This is a genomic window from Pseudomonas fungipugnans, assembly GCF_029955235.1.
GTDB classification, from domain to species: domain Bacteria; phylum Pseudomonadota; class Gammaproteobacteria; order Pseudomonadales; family Pseudomonadaceae; genus Aquipseudomonas; species Aquipseudomonas fungipugnans.
This window is the reverse complement of sequence record NZ_JARBWL010000001.1, coordinates 2,674,625-2,689,747: the sequence shown is the minus strand read 5'-3', so window position 1 is coordinate 2,689,747 and position 15,123 is coordinate 2,674,625. Positions and strand designations below refer to the sequence as shown.

The following is a 15,123-nucleotide window of genomic DNA, read 5'->3' as shown; positions in this document are numbered from 1 at the left end:
CGGAGAGGTTACACCAGAGTTTCGATGATTTGCCGCAAATGAAGAATTGCCATGGCCTGCAACTTATCCTGTAACGGTGCCCGGTATTTACCGCGGCCAAGCACTGTCGTTGACTGATTTCGCACGCCCAATCCTCGCGTATTTGGCTCGGCACTGCTTGGCACGGATACAGAAGGCAGCGATCTCGATCTTCTGGTAGATGCGCTACCCGGGGCGACACTGTTTGATCTCGGTGGCCTTCAGGCGGAACTTGAAGATCTTCTGGGCGTGAGCGTTGATCTGCTGACGCCTGGTGATCTTCCAGTGAAATTCCGTCAGCAGGTGCTTGAGCAGGCTCGGCCCGTATGACCGAAAGTCGTCTGGGCGACTACCTCGATCACATGCGTCAGGCAGCTGGCGATGCGCTGGTTTGTGTCGAGGGGCTGGGTAAGGACGATTTCTTCGACGACAAGCGCACTCAGCAGGCCGTCATCATGAGCCTCATTATCATTGGGTAGGCCGCGATCAGGATCATGGACCGCTATCCGGAATTCGCCACGCTGCACGCTCAAGTGCCATGGCGCGCCATGCGCAATCGCATCGCTCATGGCTATTTCGACATCAATCTTGAAGTTGTATGGGATACGGTTCAGGCAGCATTGCCAGAATTATTGAAAGTACTACCTGCTGATCAAGCCGGATTGCACCTGCCAGACAGCAGGTGCAATCCGCTCGTTCAAGGCATCACCGGCGCCGTATAAGCCAGCGTCGTCCCCAACGCCCACAACAGGAACAGCACCAGCGGCGTGTGCACCAGCAACTGCACGAATGAAAAGCCGATCAGATCCCGCGCCTTCAATCCAAGCACCCCCAACAGCGGCAGCATGTAGAACGGGTTGATCAGGTTCGGCAGTGCTTCGGCGGCGTTGTAGATCTGCACTGCCCAGCCCAGGTGGTATTTCAGGTCGGTGGCCACTTGCATCACGTACGGCGCTTCGATGATCCATTTACCGCCGCCCGACGGGATGAAGAACCCCAGAATCGCCGAGTACACGCCCATCAGCAGCGCATACGTGTCGTGGGAGGCGATCTGCACGAAAAAGGTCGAGATGTGATGGGCCAGTGTCTGCGCGTCCGAGCCTTTGACAGTGGTCATCAGCGCGGCAATCGAGCCGTACAGTGGGAACTGGATCAGCACCCCGGTGGTGGTCGGCACTGCACGGGCCACGGCATCGAGAAAACTGCGCGGGCGCCAGTGCAACAGCGCGCCGAGCATCAGGAACAGGAAGTTGTAGGTGTTGAGCCCGGAAATCGCGCTGATCGCCGGCTTGGTCGAGAACTCGTGGAACAGCCAGCCGCCCGCCAGCAGCACCAGCAAAATGGTCAGCAACGGGCTGTGTTCCAGCCATTCACCCGGGCGGGTGCGCGGTTGCAGCGGTGGCAGGTTGAAACTCGGGTCGATGCCGCAGGCCTTGGCATCGCGGGCGCTGTTCGGGCCGGGGGCGGTGGCGTAGGCAATGATCAGCGAGACCACGATCAGCGCCAGCAACAGCACGCCGGATTGCCAGAGGAAGATCGTCTGGGTGAATGGAATGACCCCGGTGATCGACAGAATCGACGGCGGCAGGCTCGCCGGGTTTGCCTGCAACTGCGCCGCGGACGACGACAGGCCCAAGGCCCAAACGGCGCCAAGACCCAGATAGGCGGCAGCACCGGCGGCGCGATAGTCCATTTTCAGGTCAGTACGGCGGGCGAGGGCGCGCACCAGCAAACCACCGAACACCAGGGACAGCCCCCAGTTGAGCAACGATGCGACCATCGAGATCAGCGCCACCCAGGCCACGGCGGAACGGCCGTTTTTCGGGATACGGGCCAGGCGATCGATCAGTTTGACGGCGGGTGGCGAACTGGCCACCACGTAGCCGCCAATCACCACGAAGGCCATCTGCATGGTGAACGGGATCAGGCTCCAGAAGCCGTCGCCGAAGGCCATGGCGGCGTCTGTGGGTTTGGCGCCCATGGCCATTGTCCCAAGGGCCACGATGATCACCGCCAGGGCGGCGAACACCCAGGAATCAGGGAACCAGCGTTCGGCAAAATTGGAACAGCGCAGGGCAAAGCGGGCATAGCGGCTATCGTCGATATCAGCGGCCACGGGAGTACTCCGGATTTTTATGATTATTGTCATGTTCAGGGCGGCAGAGGCCCGTCTTGTCAGGTGCCAACAGTAAATCAATCAGGACGTTTTGGTGATCATGATTTGCAACTTTGGGACTATGGTCTAACGGGTTGTCCACACGCGCGTTTGCGTAGACCATGGGCGCCTTGGTTTTTTGCCTGCGACAGAGTTCTTTTTCATGACTGCCACTACCGATTCGCGCCCGGCGCCGTTCACCCGTTCCGACTACAAGACCCTGGGCCTTGCGGCCCTCGGCGGCGCGCTGGAAATCTACGATTTCATCATCTTCGTATTTTTCGCCCTGACCCTCAGTCAGCTGTTCTTCCCACCAGAAATGCCTGAGTGGCTGCGCTTGCTGCAAAGCTTCGGAATTTTCGTCACCGGCTATCTGGCGCGTCCGCTGGGCGGGATTCTGATGGCACACTTCGCCGACCGACTGGGGCGCAAGAAGGTCTTCAGCCTGAGCATCCTGATGATGGCGCTGCCGTGCCTGCTGATCGGCATCATGCCGACCTATGCCCAGATCGGCTACTTCGCACCCCTGCTGCTGTTGGCGCTGCGGATTCTGCAAGGCGCGGCGGTGGGCGGGGAAGTGCCGAGTGCCTGGGTGTTTGTGGCCGAACACGCGCCGATTGGCCATCGTGGTTATGCCCTGGGCTTTTTGCAGGCCGGGCTGACCTTCGGCTATCTGATTGGCGCGTTGACCGCGACCTTCCTGGCGCAGGCTTTCACGCCGGCGGAAATTCTCGATTACGCCTGGCGTTACCCGTTCCTGCTGGGCGGTGTGTTTGGCGTGATCGGCGTCTGGTTGCGCCGCTGGCTCAGCGAAACCCCGGTGTTCATGGCCATGCAGGCCCGGCGTGATGCAGCCGTCGAACTGCCACTGCGCACCGTGCTGCGCGAACACCGTCTGGCCATGCTGCCGGCGATGATCCTCACCTGTGTGCTGACCTCGGCCGTGGTGGTGTTCGTGGTCATCACCCCGACCATGATGCAGAAAACCTTCGGCATGAGCGCCAGCCACACTTTCGCCCTGAGCGCATTGGGTATTGTATTTTTGAATGTCGGCTGCGTGCTTGCTGGCTTGCTGGTGGACCGTATCGGCGCCTGGCGCACGGTGATGCTCTATAGCTTGCTGCTGCCGTTGGGCATTGGCGTTCTTTATACCTGCCTGATCCACGGCGGCAGCTGGACAGGCCTGGCGTACGCGATTGCCGGCCTGAGCTGTGGCGTGGTCGGCGCGGTGCCGTCGGTGATGGTCAGTCTGTTCCCGGCGCGGATTCGCGTTTCCGGAATCTCCTTCACCTACAACATTGCCTACGCGGCATGGGCGAGTATCACACCGCTGTTGTTGATCGGTCTGATGCCGTGGAGCCCGTGGATCTGCGTGATTTTTTGTGCGGTGGTGGGGGCGGTGGGGGTCAGCAGTGCGGCATATTTCGGGGCGCGGATGCCGAAGGTGGAATGCCGGGCTGTGGTCAACGCGACTTGAGGCGGTGGGGCTCAGGCCGCCTTCGCGAGCAGGCTCGCTCCCACATTTGATCTGTGGCTATCACACAACCAATGTGGGAGTGAGCCTGCTCGCGAAGAGGCCAGTTGCCTCAGCGCACTATCAAGTCAACCAATGCCACCACAACAACGTCCCCGCCAACCCCACCAACGAGACGATGCTCTGCAGAATCGACCAGACCCAGATCGTCTGCTTGAGCTGCAAGCCAAAGTATTCACGCACCATCCAGAACCCGGCATCGTTCACGTGGCAGAAAAATACTGACCCCGCGCCAATCGCCAGCGCCACCAGCGAACTCTGCGTCGCCGCCAGTCCTGCCATCATCGGCGCCAGGATCCCCGCCGTGGTGGTGGTCGCGACCGTGGCCGAACCGGTGGCCTGACGCAAGGCCACGGCAATCAACCAGGCCAGCAGCAGGTAAGGCATGTGCGCGCCCTCGGCGACTTTACTGATGGTCTGGCTGATGCCGGCATCGAGCAAGGTCTGCTTCAAGCCGCCGCCAGCCCCGATGGTCAGCAGCAACACGGCAATCGGCGCCAGGCTTTTGCGCAGGGTGCCGCCGACTTCTTCACGCGGCATGCCGTTGCTCCAGCCCAGGAAAATCACCGCCGCCATCACGGCGATGCCCAGCGCCACCAACGGCTCGCCGAGAAACTTCAGGGTCAGGGCGACACTACTTTCCGGGCTCATGGCGACTTTCGCCAGCGTACTGCCGAGCATCAACAACACCGGCAGCAGAATGATCAGCAGCGATACGCCAAAGCTTGGCTGGCGCGGGGCCTTGGGCGGCGCACTGAACAGAGCGCCCAGTTCCGCTGGCTCCTCGACGTGCATGCGTCTGGACAGCCAGTTGCCATACAGCGGACCTGCCAGAATCACTGCCGGCACCGCAATACTGAAACCCAGCAACATGGTCAGGCCCAGGTCAGCGTGCAATGCACTGACTGCAATCAGCGGCCCCGGATGCGGCGGCATCAGGGCATGCAAGGTGGTCATCCCGGCCAATGCCGGAATGGCGATCTTCAACAATGGCTGCCCGGAGCGGCGAGCCATGACGAAGATGATCGGCACCATCATCACCAGCCCGACTTCGAAAAACAGCGGCAAGCCGATCACCATCGCCACCAGCGCCATGACCCACGGCAGTGACTTGCCTTTACCGAGCCCGAGCAAGGTCGAGGCGATGCGGTCGGCGGCGCCGGACTCAGCCATCAACGCACCGAGCATCGAGCCCAGCGCAATGATGATCCCGGCTTCACCAAGAATCGCCCCGGCGCCTTTGCTGAACGCCTTGGCCACGTCTTCCGGCGGCAGGCCGGCGCCGACACCGGCGATGAAAGTGCCGATCAGGATCGAGAGAAACGGAGGGAGTTTGGTGGCGCTGATCAGCACGATGATCGTGGCGATGGCCAGCAGGCAGCAGAGAATCAGGCGGGTGTCGTGAAACATCCAGGCAGCAGTCGATAAATCCAAAACGGCACTCCTTATCGGGCAGGCACCACCGCAACATGTTGTTGCAATTTTCCCGAAGAATACCTGATCAACTCCTGTCCGCGTGGCGCTGTAGTCACCCCGTGACTATTTTTTTGGAACAACCCCGAAACACTCTTCAGAAAACACCCACAAGGCCGATGTTTAGGCTGCATACCGCCTCCTACCCAGCCCATCGGTGCTTCCCATGTTCAACAAACGCTTGAAGCAGGAGCTGTCCGCTCTTCGCGAAGAACTCTCCAGCCTCCAACAAGTGAAGGAAAGCCTGGAAAGCGAGATGCTGGTGCTAACCCTCGACCCGACCGGTCGGGTTCAATCGGTTAACCCAAACTTCCTCGGTGAGATGCTCTACAAGAGCAACGACCTGATCGGGCGACAGATCGAAGACCTCGTGCCGGCGCATGTGAAGGCGGATGAATTCCACCGTCGATTCAAAAATGCGCTGTCCCGTGGCGAGCATTTTGCCGGTACGGTGCGCCTGCTACGCGGTAATGGCGCCGAAGCGTGGCTGCGCTCGATCGTTCAGCCGGTGCGTTCCTCGGACGGGCGGATCAAGCATTTCTCGATTTATTCCAGCGACCTGACCCGCACCATCGAAGCCTCTCGCGAGCACGAGAACCTGATCGGTGCGTTGGTACGCTCCACCGCCGTGATCGAATTCGACCTTAACGGCAACGTGCTGACGGCCAACGAGCGCTTCCTCGGCGGCATGGGTTACAGCCTGGCGCAAATCCAGGGCAAACATCACCGCACGTTCTGCGAGCCCGAGGAATACAACAGCGCCGAATACCAGAACTTCTGGCGCCGCCTCAATGCGGGTGAATTTGTGGCTGACCGCTTCAAGCGTGTCGACAGTCATGGTCGTACAGTCTGGCTGGAGGCGTCCTACAACCCCGTGGTCGATGCCAACAACAAGCTCTACAAAGTGGTGAAGTTCGCCACGGTGATTACTGATCAGGTGAACCAGGAACAAGCCGTGGCCGAGGCCGCGAACATTGCCTACAGCACTTCGCTGCAAACCGACAACAGTGCCCAGCGCGGCACGGCGGTGGTGACTCAGGCGGTGGATGTGATGCGTCACTTGGCCAAGCACATGCAAACCGCCGGTGAAGGCATTGAAGCCCTGAACGAGCAATCGCAGGTGATCGGCACCATCGTCAAAACCATCAGCGGCATTGCCGAGCAGACCAACCTGCTGGCGCTCAACGCCGCCATCGAAGCGGCTCGCGCCGGTGAGCAGGGCCGTGGTTTTGCCGTGGTGGCGGACGAGGTTCGACAGCTGGCGTCGCGCACCAGTCAGGCCACCGAGGAAATCGTCGGCGTGGTGCGGCAGAACCAGGACATGGCGCGTAACGCCGTAGCCCTGATGACTGATGGCAAACTCCAGGCCGAACAAGGCCTGGCGTTGGCGGCAGAGGCGGGGACGGTGATCGTCGAGATTCAAGACGGCGCGCAGAAGGTGGTGAATGCGGTGGGGCAGTTTGCCAATCAATTGTCGAATTGATGCGTGCCCTTATTGAGATCAGCACTGAAAAAAATGCAGGTTTCGCACAGGTGTTGGTCAGGGTGCGGAACCTGTGGGAGCGAGCTTGTTCGCGATGGGGCCGTCACTGCCGGCATTGATGTTGCCTGAACCACCGCCATCGCGAGCAATCTCGCTCCCACAGGAACTGCGCTCGACTCACTGATATTGCTGCAGGCGTCGATCTTTTCCTCCGGGCAGAATTCAAGCTGTTCGCACCGCGCTACAATCGCTCCTTTACCCAGGAGCTGCCCCCATGAGCGTTTCCCGCCGCCGTCCGGTGCCCTTGTCCAAAGCCTACCGGCTACTCAACCACGGTCCGACCGTGCTGGTCAGCGCCGCCCATGACGGTCAGCGCAATATCATGGCCGCCGCCTGGGCCATGCCGCTGGACTTTGAACCGCCGAAAATCGCCGTGGTACTCGACAAATCCACCTGGACCCGCCAACTGCTGGAAGCCTCGGGCACCTTCGTGGTCAACGTCCCCTGTGTTGCCCAGGCCGATATCGTCCAGACCGTCGGTTCTACCTCCGGCCTTGAGCTGAACCGTGATCAAGGCCAGGACAAATTCCAGACCTATGGCCTGCCAACCTTCAGCGGTGAATTGATCGATGCGCCCCTGCTCGACGGCTGCGTCGCGTGGCTGGAATGCCGGGTGCTGCCCGAACCGCACAATCACCAGCAATACGATCTGTTCCTGGCTGAAGTGATCGCCGCACAAGCCGATGAGCGTGTATTCAGCGATGGCCGCTGGCATTTCGAAGGGCATGATGCACTGCGCACCTTGCACCACGTGGCTGGCGGGCACTTCCTGAGCATCGGCGACCCGGTGGATGGCAAGACGCTGGCAACGTAGTAATGATTGTTTTGTGATAAATAATTATTGATTGGCGATAATTTTAATCGTAAGGTTTGCCCACATTCACTTTTGTAGGGCTTCCCTCATGCCGTCCAGTCGTCTTGCTCAACTCAGTCAGCGCATGGCCGCTGTCACTCTTTTGCTGATCGTTGTCATGCTCGCGCTCAATGCAGCGCTGTGGTTCTTTCCGGTCATTGCCGGGAAAGATGGATGGGGGCTGGGCTTTGCCCTGACGGATCGCCAACTCACGGACATTGTCGACAAAGCGGCGCTGTTCCCTTGGTGGCAAACCACAGGCGCTGTTGTGCTCTCGAGCATACCGCTGCTGGCGCTGGCATTCGGGCTGGGCAATCTGCGTCAACTGTTCCGCAGTTATGCTCGCGGCGAGTATTTTTCCAGCGAGTCGGCCAAGCGCCTGGGCAAAGTCGGTCGAGCCGTTGCGATCTGGGTATTGCTCGATTTCCTGTGCGAGCCGTTGCTCAGCGTCTGGGTCACGATGAACGAGCCGGTCGGTCAGCGCCTGCTGACGTTGAGTGTCACGGCACCAAGCTTCGTCGCGCTGTTCCTGGCCGCCTGCATTTCAATCATCGCGCGTATCCTGTGGCAAGCCAGTGAAGTGGACTCTGAAAACCGTACCTTTGTTTGAGATTTTTATGTCAATTGTCATTCAGCTGGACGTCATGCTCGCGTTGCGCAAGGTCAAATCCAAAGACCTTGCGGCAGCCATAGGTATCACCGAAGCCAATCTTTCACTGTTGAAACAAGGCAAGGTCAAGGGCTTGAGGCTGGCGACGCTGGACGCGATTTGCGAGTATCTGAATTGCCAGCCGGCTGATCTGTTGATCCATGTGCCGGCGAGCGAGTAAAAACAAGCGCTCTGTTGCGGCCCCGGTGGCGGGCCGCTTCCTTTAACGCCAAGGCGGTTTTCAGGATGGAACAATCACAGTTGGCGTATGCCGCCCCTCTACTGTCGCTGGCGTTGTTGTGGACAGTGGCGGTGATAACGCCGGGTCCGAACTTCTTCAACATCGCCCAGCTGTCGGCCAGCCATTCGCGCCGACACGGCGTGGTGGCAGCTTTGGGCGTGGCCAGTGGCACGGTGTTGTGGGGATTGGCCGGTGGCCTGGGTATCAAGTCGCTGTTCAGCGCGGCGCCGACGCTGTACCTGGCGTTCAAGATTGCCGGTGGCTGCTACCTGATCTATCTCGGGTTGAAACAGTTCAAGCGCAAGCCGGTGGCAATGTCGGGCGACAGTCGTTCGCCAGACGAGGTGGGGCGAACGCTGTTTTCCGCTTATGGGCAGGGTTTTCTCGGCAACATGACCAACCCCAAGTCGGCGCTGTTTGTCGCGACGATTTTCGCCACCGCCATGCCCGCATCGGTGCCGCCGCTGTTGCTGGCGCTGGCTGTGCTGACCATGGCAACCCTGTCGTTCAGTTGGTATTGCAGCGTCGCGCTGCTGTTCGCCAGCCAGCGAGTGGCGGGCGTCTATGAGCGCTCGCGCAAATGGCTGGACCGGTTCGCCGGCAGTTGCTACCTGCTGTTTGGTGCTCACCTGGTGGCCAGTCGCTGATTTAGCGATATGTTGAAGGCGCCCCCACAACAAAAAAGGCCTACCTTGCGGTAAGCTTTTTTGATTTCTGCCCTAGCCTCAATCCCCCAACGCTTGCCCCTCACGTCGCGGATCAGCCCCGCCTGCCAACGACGCTTTCCCCTGTGCGTCCTTGACCCGGACAATCGCCTGAGTCCCGCTGGTCATGTCTATCTCGTTTACCGTGTGTCCCTTGTCCTTCAGCGCCTGAATCAGCGCCGGGCTGAACTGGCCTTGTTCCAGCTCGGTCGGGCCGTTGCGGCTGCCAAAGTTGGGCAGGCTGATGGCGGCTTGCGGGTCGAGGTTCCAGTCCAGCAGGCCGATGGTGGATTTGGCGACATACTCGATGATCTGCGAACCGCCGGGCGAGCCGACGGTGGCGAGGAATTTGCCGCTCTGGCGATCGAAGATCAGGGTCGGCGCCATGGACGAGCGTGGACGTTTGCCGGGTTCGACGCGGTTGGCAACTTTCTGCCCGTTCTCTTCGGCGATGAACGAGAAGTCGGTCATCTGGTTGTTGAGCAGGAACCCCTGAACCATCAGGTGCGAACCGAATGCCGCTTCCACGGTGGTGGTCATCGACACGGCGCCGCCTTCGTCATCCACCGCCACCACTTGTGAAGTGGAGATGCGCAGCGGCGAGCGGTCTGGCGCGTAGGCCACCTGAATCCCGGGCGGTGTGCCGGGCTTGGCCGTGCCCATGCTGCGTTCGCCGATCAGTGCCGCGCGGCTGGCGAGGTACGTCGGGTCTGTCAGGCCTTTGACCGGCACCGGCACGAAGTCGGTATCGGCCACGTATTGCGCGCGGTCGGCGTAGGCCAGCCGTTCGGCTTCGGAGATCAGGTGCACGGCTTCAGGTGCCGGTTCGATGCCAGCCGGTTTGGTGGTCTTGACCGGTTTGAGCGGCGCCAGGGCCAGGCCTGGGTCGCGGGTTTCCAGGGCCTGCAAGGTGCCGAGAATCTGCGCCACGGCGATCCCGCCCGAGGACGGTGGCGGCATGCCGCAGACCTGCCAGCGTTTGTAATCGGTGCACAGCGGCGCCCGTTCCTTCGCTTGATAGCCTTGCAGGTCGTTCAGCGACAGGCTGCCGGGGTTCTTGTTGCCATTGACCTTGGCGACGATTTCGTCGGCGATGGCGCCTTTGTACAGCGCATCCGGGCCTTCTTTGGCGATGCGTTTGAGTACGGCGGCCAGTGCCGGATTTTTCAGCGGTGTGCCGACGGCTTTCGGGCTGCCATCGGCATTCAGGAAATAGGCGGCCATGTCCGGTGAGCGCGGGATGAACGCATCGGCCGCGATCAACTGATGCAGGCGCGGCGAAATGGCGAAACCTTGTTCCGCCAGCTTGATCGCGGGTTCAAACAGTTTGGCCCAAGGCAGACGGCCGTGTTTCTCATGGGCCAGCTCCAGCGCTCGTAACACACCCGGCGTGCCTACGGAGCGGCCACCAATCTGCGCGTCGGTGAACGGCATCGGTTGGCCGTCAGCTTGCAGGAACAGCTTCTCGGTGGCGCCAGCTGGCGCGGTTTCCCGTCCGTCATACGTGCGCACCGCCTTGCCATCCCACAACACGATCAACGCACCGCCGCCGATGCCTGAAGATTGCGGCTCTACCAGGGTCAACACGGCTTGCATGGCGATGGCGGCATCAATGGCCGAACCGCCCTGGCGCAGCATCTCCCGTCCGGCCTCGGCTGCCAGCGGATTGGCGGCTGCCGCCATGTGTTTCGAGGCGTATTGGGTATGCAGGTCGGTGCGGTAACCGGAGGCCAGTTCCGGGGCCATTGGCAGGCTCGACACTGAAGGCGCGGAGGGCGGGGTGTTGCAGGCGGCGAGGGTCAATGCACTGGCGATCAGCGACAGGGCTGACAGGCGATAGCGGCTCAAGTGGAAGGCTGAGAACACGTTGGGCACTCCGTCCGTGGGAAAAAGGTCAGGGGACTTTATCGGCCGACAGAGCAGGACGCAAACCGCGTGCTGCCACCAAGGTGTTTTTGTCCTTCATGAGTTGGCGAATTTTCTGTAGGGTCGAAGGCATCAGAGCGGCCAGAAAACCAACAAGAGGCAGACATGCAAACCGAGTTTCCTACCCAGCCGAGTTACCGTACGCAACGTGAACAATTCCTCGCCGCAGCCACTGCCGCCGGCGCGACACTGACCGAGTACGCGCACCCACTCAAGGGGCCGTTCGGCGAGTCCTTGAGTACCGATGTGGCGGTGCTTGGTGATCCGGGCGCCAAGCGGTTGTTGATTGCGCTGAGCGGCACCCATGGCGTCGAAGGCTTCTACGGTTCGGGTTGCCAGATCAAGTGGCTGCAGGAGCTGGGCAAGCGCTCACTGCCAGCGGATGTCGCGGTGGTGATGATTCATCTGATCAATCCCTGGGGCACCGCGTGGCTGCGTCGGGTCAACGAAGACAACATCGATCTGAACCGCAATCACCTGAACTTCGAACGTCCGCTGCCGGACAATCAGGCTTACTCGACGCTGCATGAGATTTATGCCTGCTCTCAATTGCACGGCCCCGAGCGTGAGCGCGCCGATGCATTGCTTGATGCGCAGATTCGCGAACATGGCTGGCCGGCGGTGATGTCGATTGTCGAGGGTGGCCAGCACCGTCATCCCGATGGTCTGTTTTACGGAGGGCTGGCGCCGAGCTGGTCGAACCGCACCCTGCACCAGATCGTTCAGAAGCACGTCGCCCATGCCGAGGTCGCGATGTGTTTCGACCTGCACACCGGGGCAGGGGAGTACGGGCATCCGATGCTGCTGACCATCACCGAGCACGCTTATCCGGCGTTGGAAGAGGCGCAGGCGATTTACGGTCCATGGCTCTACACCCTGCACACCGGCGCCAACACCACGAGTGAAACCGGCGTGGCGGCAACGGCCACCGGCTACACCTCGCAGGCGCTGATCAATGCTTTGCCGCAGGTGCGGCTGATGCCGTTCGTGATCGAGTGCGGGACTTATCCGGGGCCGGATGTTCATCGCCACTTGCGCGATGATCAGTGGCTGCATCTGCATGGCGATCCAGGCGATGCGGTGGGGCGCGAGATCAAACTCAATTTGCTGGAGCAGTTCTTTCCCGCTGACAGTGACTGGCAGGCAATGGTCTGGCTGCGCACCTGGCAGATCTGGGAGCGGGCGCTGTCGGAGTTGCCGACGCTGCGCGCTTGAGATAATTCGCTTCGACCCCGGGGCACTTTTCTCGGGGCATAAAAAAACGGCCTACCTTTCGGTAAGCCGTTTTTAGTACTTGGTGGCTACACAGGGACTTGAACCCCGGACCCCAGCATTATGAATGCTATGCTCTAACCAACTGAGCTATGTAGCCAAGTGGCGCGCATTATTCACCTGGAATGAATAAGCGTCAAGCATAAATTTAAAATATTTCTCTACGCTTTCAACCATTTATCAAAATCCCTCGCTTAACAGGGGCGAAGGGCAGCGCTGGAACCAGCGGCTGGCCTGTTCGTAGGCGTGGGCCAATTGCAGGACGGCGAAGTCGGCCTGGTGCTTGCCGATGATTTGCAGGCCCATGGGCAGGCCGTTCGCGTTGAAGCCCACTTGCACGTTGGCCACCGGGCAACCGGACAGCGTGCCGGGGATCACCACTTCCATCCAGCGATGATAGGTGTCCATGGTCACGCCTTCGATGGAGGTCGGCCACGGTTGGGTTTTATCGAACGGGAATACCTGGGCACTGGGCAGAAGCAAGTAGTCGAAGTCTTCAAAAAGCCTGGAGATCGCGCGGTACCAGTTACTGCGCACTACCGAGGCTTTGAATACCTCACTGGCCGAGAGTTTCAGGCCGTTTTCCACTTCCCAGCAGGCCTCCGGTTTCAACTGCGCGCGTTTTTGCGGGTCGGCATAGGCCGGGCCCAGAGAGCCGGCGACCATCCAGTGACGCAAGGTCAGCCAACTGCTCCACAAGTGTTGTGGGGCGAACTGCGGCTGTACGGCTTCGATCTGGCAGCCCAGGCTCTCGAAATCGGCGAAGGCCTTTTCGCAGAGAGCCGTGATGCCTTGCTCCATCGGCAGATAGCCGTTGAAATCCCCCAGCCAACCTAGTCGAGTGCCTTTGAAATCGCGTTCCAGTGGCGCTGCGAAAACGCTGCCGGGCTCGGCGATGGACAACGGCGCTCGGGCATCCCCACCCGCTTGCACCGACAGCAGCAGTGCAGCGTCGCGCACGCTGCGGCCCATCGGGCCCTCGTAACCCAGCTGATCGATGAACAAATCGGCGCTGTCGTCGAACGGCACGCGGCCTTGGGAAGGGCGGAAACCGAAGACGTTGTTGAAGGCCGCCGGGTTGCGCAGTGAACCCATCATGTCGCTGCCATCAGCCACCGGCACCAGGTGCATGGCCAGCGCTGCCGCCGCGCCACCGCTGCTGCCACCCGCTGTCTTGCTCGGGTCAAAGGCGCAGCCGGTCGCGCCGAACAACGGGTTGTAGCTTTGCGAACCGAGGCCGAATTCCGGGGTGTTGCTCTTGCCGATGATGATCGCGCCTGCGGCTTTGATCCGCGCCACCATGATCCCGTCATGCTCGGGAACAAAATCCTTGAACAGCGGCGACCCCAGCGTGGTGCGAATGCCCTTGGTCAGCGACAAATCCTTCACCGCGTGTGGCAGGCCATGCATCCAGCCGCGGTATTGGCCGCGCGCCAGTTCAGCATCGCGGACATCAGCCTGGGCCAGCAAGTCCTCAGGGGGTTGCAGGCTGATCAACGCGTTCACCCGAGGGTTGAAGCGCTCGATATGGGCGAGATACGCCTGCATCACTTCCCGGCAGGAAACCTGACGCAGACCGATACGTTCGGCGAGTTCGTGGGCCTGCAGCAGGACCAGTTCGCTGATGTTGTTGTTTGAAGTCATTCAACGCTGCCTTTCAGACGGCTGGAAAAACGCCCCCTCATCGCGACGGGGCGATAGAGATCAACGCATCAGGTTGGTCCACAGACGGTCGGCCAGGCGGATTGCGCCTTCGCCACAGGTCTTGCTGAACACCACCTTCGTGCCTTCGGGGATGTGCAGTTCCGGAGCGTCCTTGAGGCCCGCATCGAGGAACGGCTCGACGCCTTTGATCGGACTCTGATGCTTGAGGAAATTCTGGGTCATCGCGGAATTTTCAGGCTGGCTGAGGAATGCGATGAACGCCTTGGCGTTTGCCGGGTTTTTGCTGCCCGCCGGAATCACCATATTGTCGACCCAGGCCAGCACGCCTTCTTTCGGGTAGAGGTATTTCAGGCTGGGCTTCATTTCCCGGGCACGCATCGACGAACCGCCCCAGAACATCGACATGTCGATTTCGCCGGCGGCGAGGTTCTCGCGAATCGAGCCGGCCTTGGAACTGTAGGTTTTGACGAACGGTTTCTGCGCCTTGAGCAAGGTCAGCACTTGTTGCATTTGCTTGGGGTCTTCGGTGCACAGCGGGATGTTCAGGTACAGGCTGGCCATGTCGATCACGTCGCTGACCGAGTCGAACATGTTGATCCGCCCTTGCAGTTCGGTCGGCGGTTCGTAGAGCACTTTGTAGCTGTCGGCCGGGCCTTTGTAGCGTTCGCCGTTGAGCACCACGCTGGTGGTGCCCCAGATGAACGGCACGGAGTAGGCGCCTTCCGGATCCCAGGTGGGTTTTTTCAGGTTGTCGACAACGCCGGCATAGTAGGGCTCGTTGACCGGGTCGAAGCGTTCCAGCAGTTTCTCCTTGATCAGGATCGGCACGAACTGATGCGACGGAATGGCCACGTCATAACCGGTGCCGCCCTGCTTGAGTTTGGCCAGCAGCGTTTCGTTGGAATCGTAGGAGTCGACGGTGACTTCGATGCCGGTCTGCTTCTGGAATTTGGCGAGAATCTGCGGTGAGAAATAACCACTCCAGCTCACCACATTGAGTTTTTCCGCCGCCTGAACGCTGCTCGCCATGGTCAGCGGCACAGTCAGTAACAACGAGGTTGCGACGCTTGCAATCAACTTGCTCATGCTA

Annotated in this window: 14 protein-coding genes, 1 tRNA gene and 2 pseudogenes; 11 read left to right on the top strand and 6 right to left on the bottom strand. The window is 60.5% G+C overall.

All coding sequences use genetic code 11. From position 1 onward, the window contains the following. Positions 1-150: 150 nt before the first annotated feature. The 3 genes and pseudogenes from POF45_RS11150 to POF45_RS29885 form a co-directional block, all read left to right on the top strand. A pseudogene (locus tag POF45_RS11150) lies at positions 151-348 on the top strand (nucleotidyltransferase family protein); the annotation flags it as partial. Continuing rightward, positions 345-497, top strand: coding sequence for a HepT-like ribonuclease domain-containing protein (locus POF45_RS29890; RefSeq protein WP_431978595.1), 153 nt, complete (start codon positions 345-347; stop codon positions 495-497). The pseudogene POF45_RS11150 and the gene POF45_RS29890, both read left to right, overlap by 4 nt. Positions 498-512: 15 nt before the next feature. Then, the gene (locus POF45_RS29885; RefSeq protein WP_431978594.1) at positions 513-740 is read left to right on the top strand and encodes a HepT-like ribonuclease domain-containing protein; all 228 of its coding nucleotides are present in this window, start codon (positions 513-515) and stop codon (positions 738-740) included. Here POF45_RS29885 and POF45_RS11140 read toward each other — a convergent pair. Continuing rightward, positions 716-2,167 carry a short-chain fatty acid transporter gene (locus POF45_RS11140; RefSeq protein WP_282315687.1) on the bottom strand — a complete coding sequence of 484 codons (1,452 nt, stop codon included), beginning with the start codon at positions 2,165-2,167 and terminating at the stop codon, positions 716-718. The genes POF45_RS29885 and POF45_RS11140 overlap by 25 nt on opposite strands. A 169-nt stretch (positions 2,168-2,336) precedes the next feature. Here POF45_RS11140 and POF45_RS11135 point away from each other — a divergent pair, with 169 nt between their 5' ends. Continuing rightward, positions 2,337-3,650, top strand: coding sequence for an MFS transporter (locus POF45_RS11135; RefSeq protein WP_282315686.1), 1,314 nt, complete (start codon positions 2,337-2,339; stop codon positions 3,648-3,650). Between the two features lie 120 nt (positions 3,651-3,770). Here the strand turns inward: POF45_RS11135 and POF45_RS11130 are convergent, their stop codons facing one another. Next, positions 3,771-5,141 (bottom strand): GntT/GntP/DsdX family permease, encoded by a 1,371-nt coding sequence (locus POF45_RS11130; RefSeq protein ID WP_259496624.1) that lies wholly within the window; start codon positions 5,139-5,141, stop codon positions 3,771-3,773. A 205-nt stretch (positions 5,142-5,346) separates the two neighbouring features. Here POF45_RS11130 and POF45_RS29880 point away from each other — a divergent pair. The 6 genes and pseudogenes from POF45_RS29880 to POF45_RS11105 all read left to right on the top strand — a co-directional run. Beyond that, positions 5,347-6,075 (top strand): annotated as a pseudogene (locus tag POF45_RS29880) (PAS domain-containing protein); the annotation flags it as partial. A gap of 156 nt (positions 6,076-6,231) precedes the next feature. Next, positions 6,232-6,663 (top strand): methyl-accepting chemotaxis protein, encoded by a 432-nt coding sequence (locus POF45_RS29875; RefSeq protein ID WP_409077974.1) that lies wholly within the window; start codon positions 6,232-6,234, stop codon positions 6,661-6,663. Between the two features lie 274 nt (positions 6,664-6,937). Continuing rightward, on the top strand, positions 6,938-7,537 hold the full coding sequence (locus POF45_RS11120) for a flavin reductase family protein (RefSeq protein ID WP_259496623.1): 600 nt from the start codon (positions 6,938-6,940) through the stop codon (positions 7,535-7,537). Positions 7,538-7,625: 88 nt separating this feature from the next. Beyond that, entirely contained in the window at positions 7,626-8,186 is a 561-nt protein-coding gene (locus POF45_RS11115) for a DUF2975 domain-containing protein (RefSeq protein WP_259496621.1), read from the top strand. Positions 8,187-8,193: 7 nt separating this feature from the next. Beyond that, positions 8,194-8,406, top strand: a complete 213-nt coding sequence (locus tag POF45_RS11110; protein ID WP_259496620.1) for a helix-turn-helix domain-containing protein — start codon at positions 8,194-8,196, stop codon at positions 8,404-8,406. A 65-nt stretch (positions 8,407-8,471) separates the two neighbouring features. Continuing rightward, positions 8,472-9,113, top strand: a complete 642-nt coding sequence (locus tag POF45_RS11105; protein WP_259496619.1) for a LysE family translocator — start codon at positions 8,472-8,474, stop codon at positions 9,111-9,113. 78 nt (positions 9,114-9,191) lie between these two features. Here POF45_RS11105 and ggt read toward each other — a convergent pair whose 3' ends face one another. Further along, positions 9,192-11,036: a gamma-glutamyltransferase gene (gene ggt, locus POF45_RS11100; RefSeq protein ID WP_282315684.1), complete on the bottom strand. Its 1,845-nt coding sequence runs from the start codon at positions 11,034-11,036 to the stop codon at positions 9,192-9,194. Positions 11,037-11,201: 165 nt separating this feature from the next. On the opposite strand from ggt, the gene POF45_RS11095 reads away from it, so the two are divergent. Continuing rightward, complete coding sequence (locus POF45_RS11095; RefSeq protein WP_282315683.1) at positions 11,202-12,311, top strand: DUF2817 domain-containing protein; 1,110 nt, start codon at positions 11,202-11,204, stop codon at positions 12,309-12,311. A gap of 80 nt (positions 12,312-12,391) precedes the next feature. Here POF45_RS11095 and POF45_RS11090 read toward each other — a convergent pair. From POF45_RS11090 to POF45_RS11080, 3 genes are all read right to left on the bottom strand, one after another. Then, a tRNA-Met gene (locus POF45_RS11090) sits at positions 12,392-12,468 on the bottom strand. Between the two features lie 80 nt (positions 12,469-12,548). Further along, positions 12,549-14,012 carry an amidase gene (locus POF45_RS11085; protein ID WP_259496615.1) on the bottom strand — a complete coding sequence of 488 codons (1,464 nt, stop codon included), beginning with the start codon at positions 14,010-14,012 and terminating at the stop codon, positions 12,549-12,551. 60 nt (positions 14,013-14,072) lie between these two features. Further along, the gene (locus tag POF45_RS11080; RefSeq protein ID WP_282315682.1) at positions 14,073-15,119 is read right to left on the bottom strand and encodes an ABC transporter substrate-binding protein; all 1,047 of its coding nucleotides are present in this window, start codon (positions 15,117-15,119) and stop codon (positions 14,073-14,075) included. Positions 15,120-15,123: the final 4 nt, after the last annotated feature.

Excerpts from the sequence above, each read along its gene's own strand:
- POF45_RS29890 (WP_431978595.1), top strand. The coding sequence starts at position 345 with ATGACCGAAAGTCGTCTGGGCGACTACCTCGATCACATGCGTCAGGCA.
- POF45_RS29885 (WP_431978594.1), top strand. The coding sequence starts at position 513 with ATGGACCGCTATCCGGAATTCGCCACGCTGCACGCTCAAGTGCCATGG.
- POF45_RS11140 (WP_282315687.1), bottom strand. The coding sequence starts at position 2,167 with ATGACAATAATCATAAAAATCCGGAGTACTCCCGTGGCCGCTGATATC.
- POF45_RS11135 (WP_282315686.1), top strand. The coding sequence starts at position 2,337 with ATGACTGCCACTACCGATTCGCGCCCGGCGCCGTTCACCCGTTCCGAC.
- POF45_RS29875 (WP_409077974.1), top strand. The coding sequence starts at position 6,232 with ATGCGTCACTTGGCCAAGCACATGCAAACCGCCGGTGAAGGCATTGAA.
- POF45_RS11120 (WP_259496623.1), top strand. The coding sequence starts at position 6,938 with ATGAGCGTTTCCCGCCGCCGTCCGGTGCCCTTGTCCAAAGCCTACCGG.
- POF45_RS11115 (WP_259496621.1), top strand. The coding sequence starts at position 7,626 with ATGCCGTCCAGTCGTCTTGCTCAACTCAGTCAGCGCATGGCCGCTGTC.
- POF45_RS11110 (WP_259496620.1), top strand. The coding sequence starts at position 8,194 with ATGTCAATTGTCATTCAGCTGGACGTCATGCTCGCGTTGCGCAAGGTC.
- POF45_RS11105 (WP_259496619.1), top strand. The coding sequence starts at position 8,472 with ATGGAACAATCACAGTTGGCGTATGCCGCCCCTCTACTGTCGCTGGCG.
- POF45_RS11095 (WP_282315683.1), top strand. The coding sequence starts at position 11,202 with ATGCAAACCGAGTTTCCTACCCAGCCGAGTTACCGTACGCAACGTGAA.
- POF45_RS11085 (WP_259496615.1), bottom strand. The coding sequence starts at position 14,012 with ATGACTTCAAACAACAACATCAGCGAACTGGTCCTGCTGCAGGCCCAC.
- POF45_RS11080 (WP_282315682.1), bottom strand. The coding sequence starts at position 15,119 with ATGAGCAAGTTGATTGCAAGCGTCGCAACCTCGTTGTTACTGACTGTG.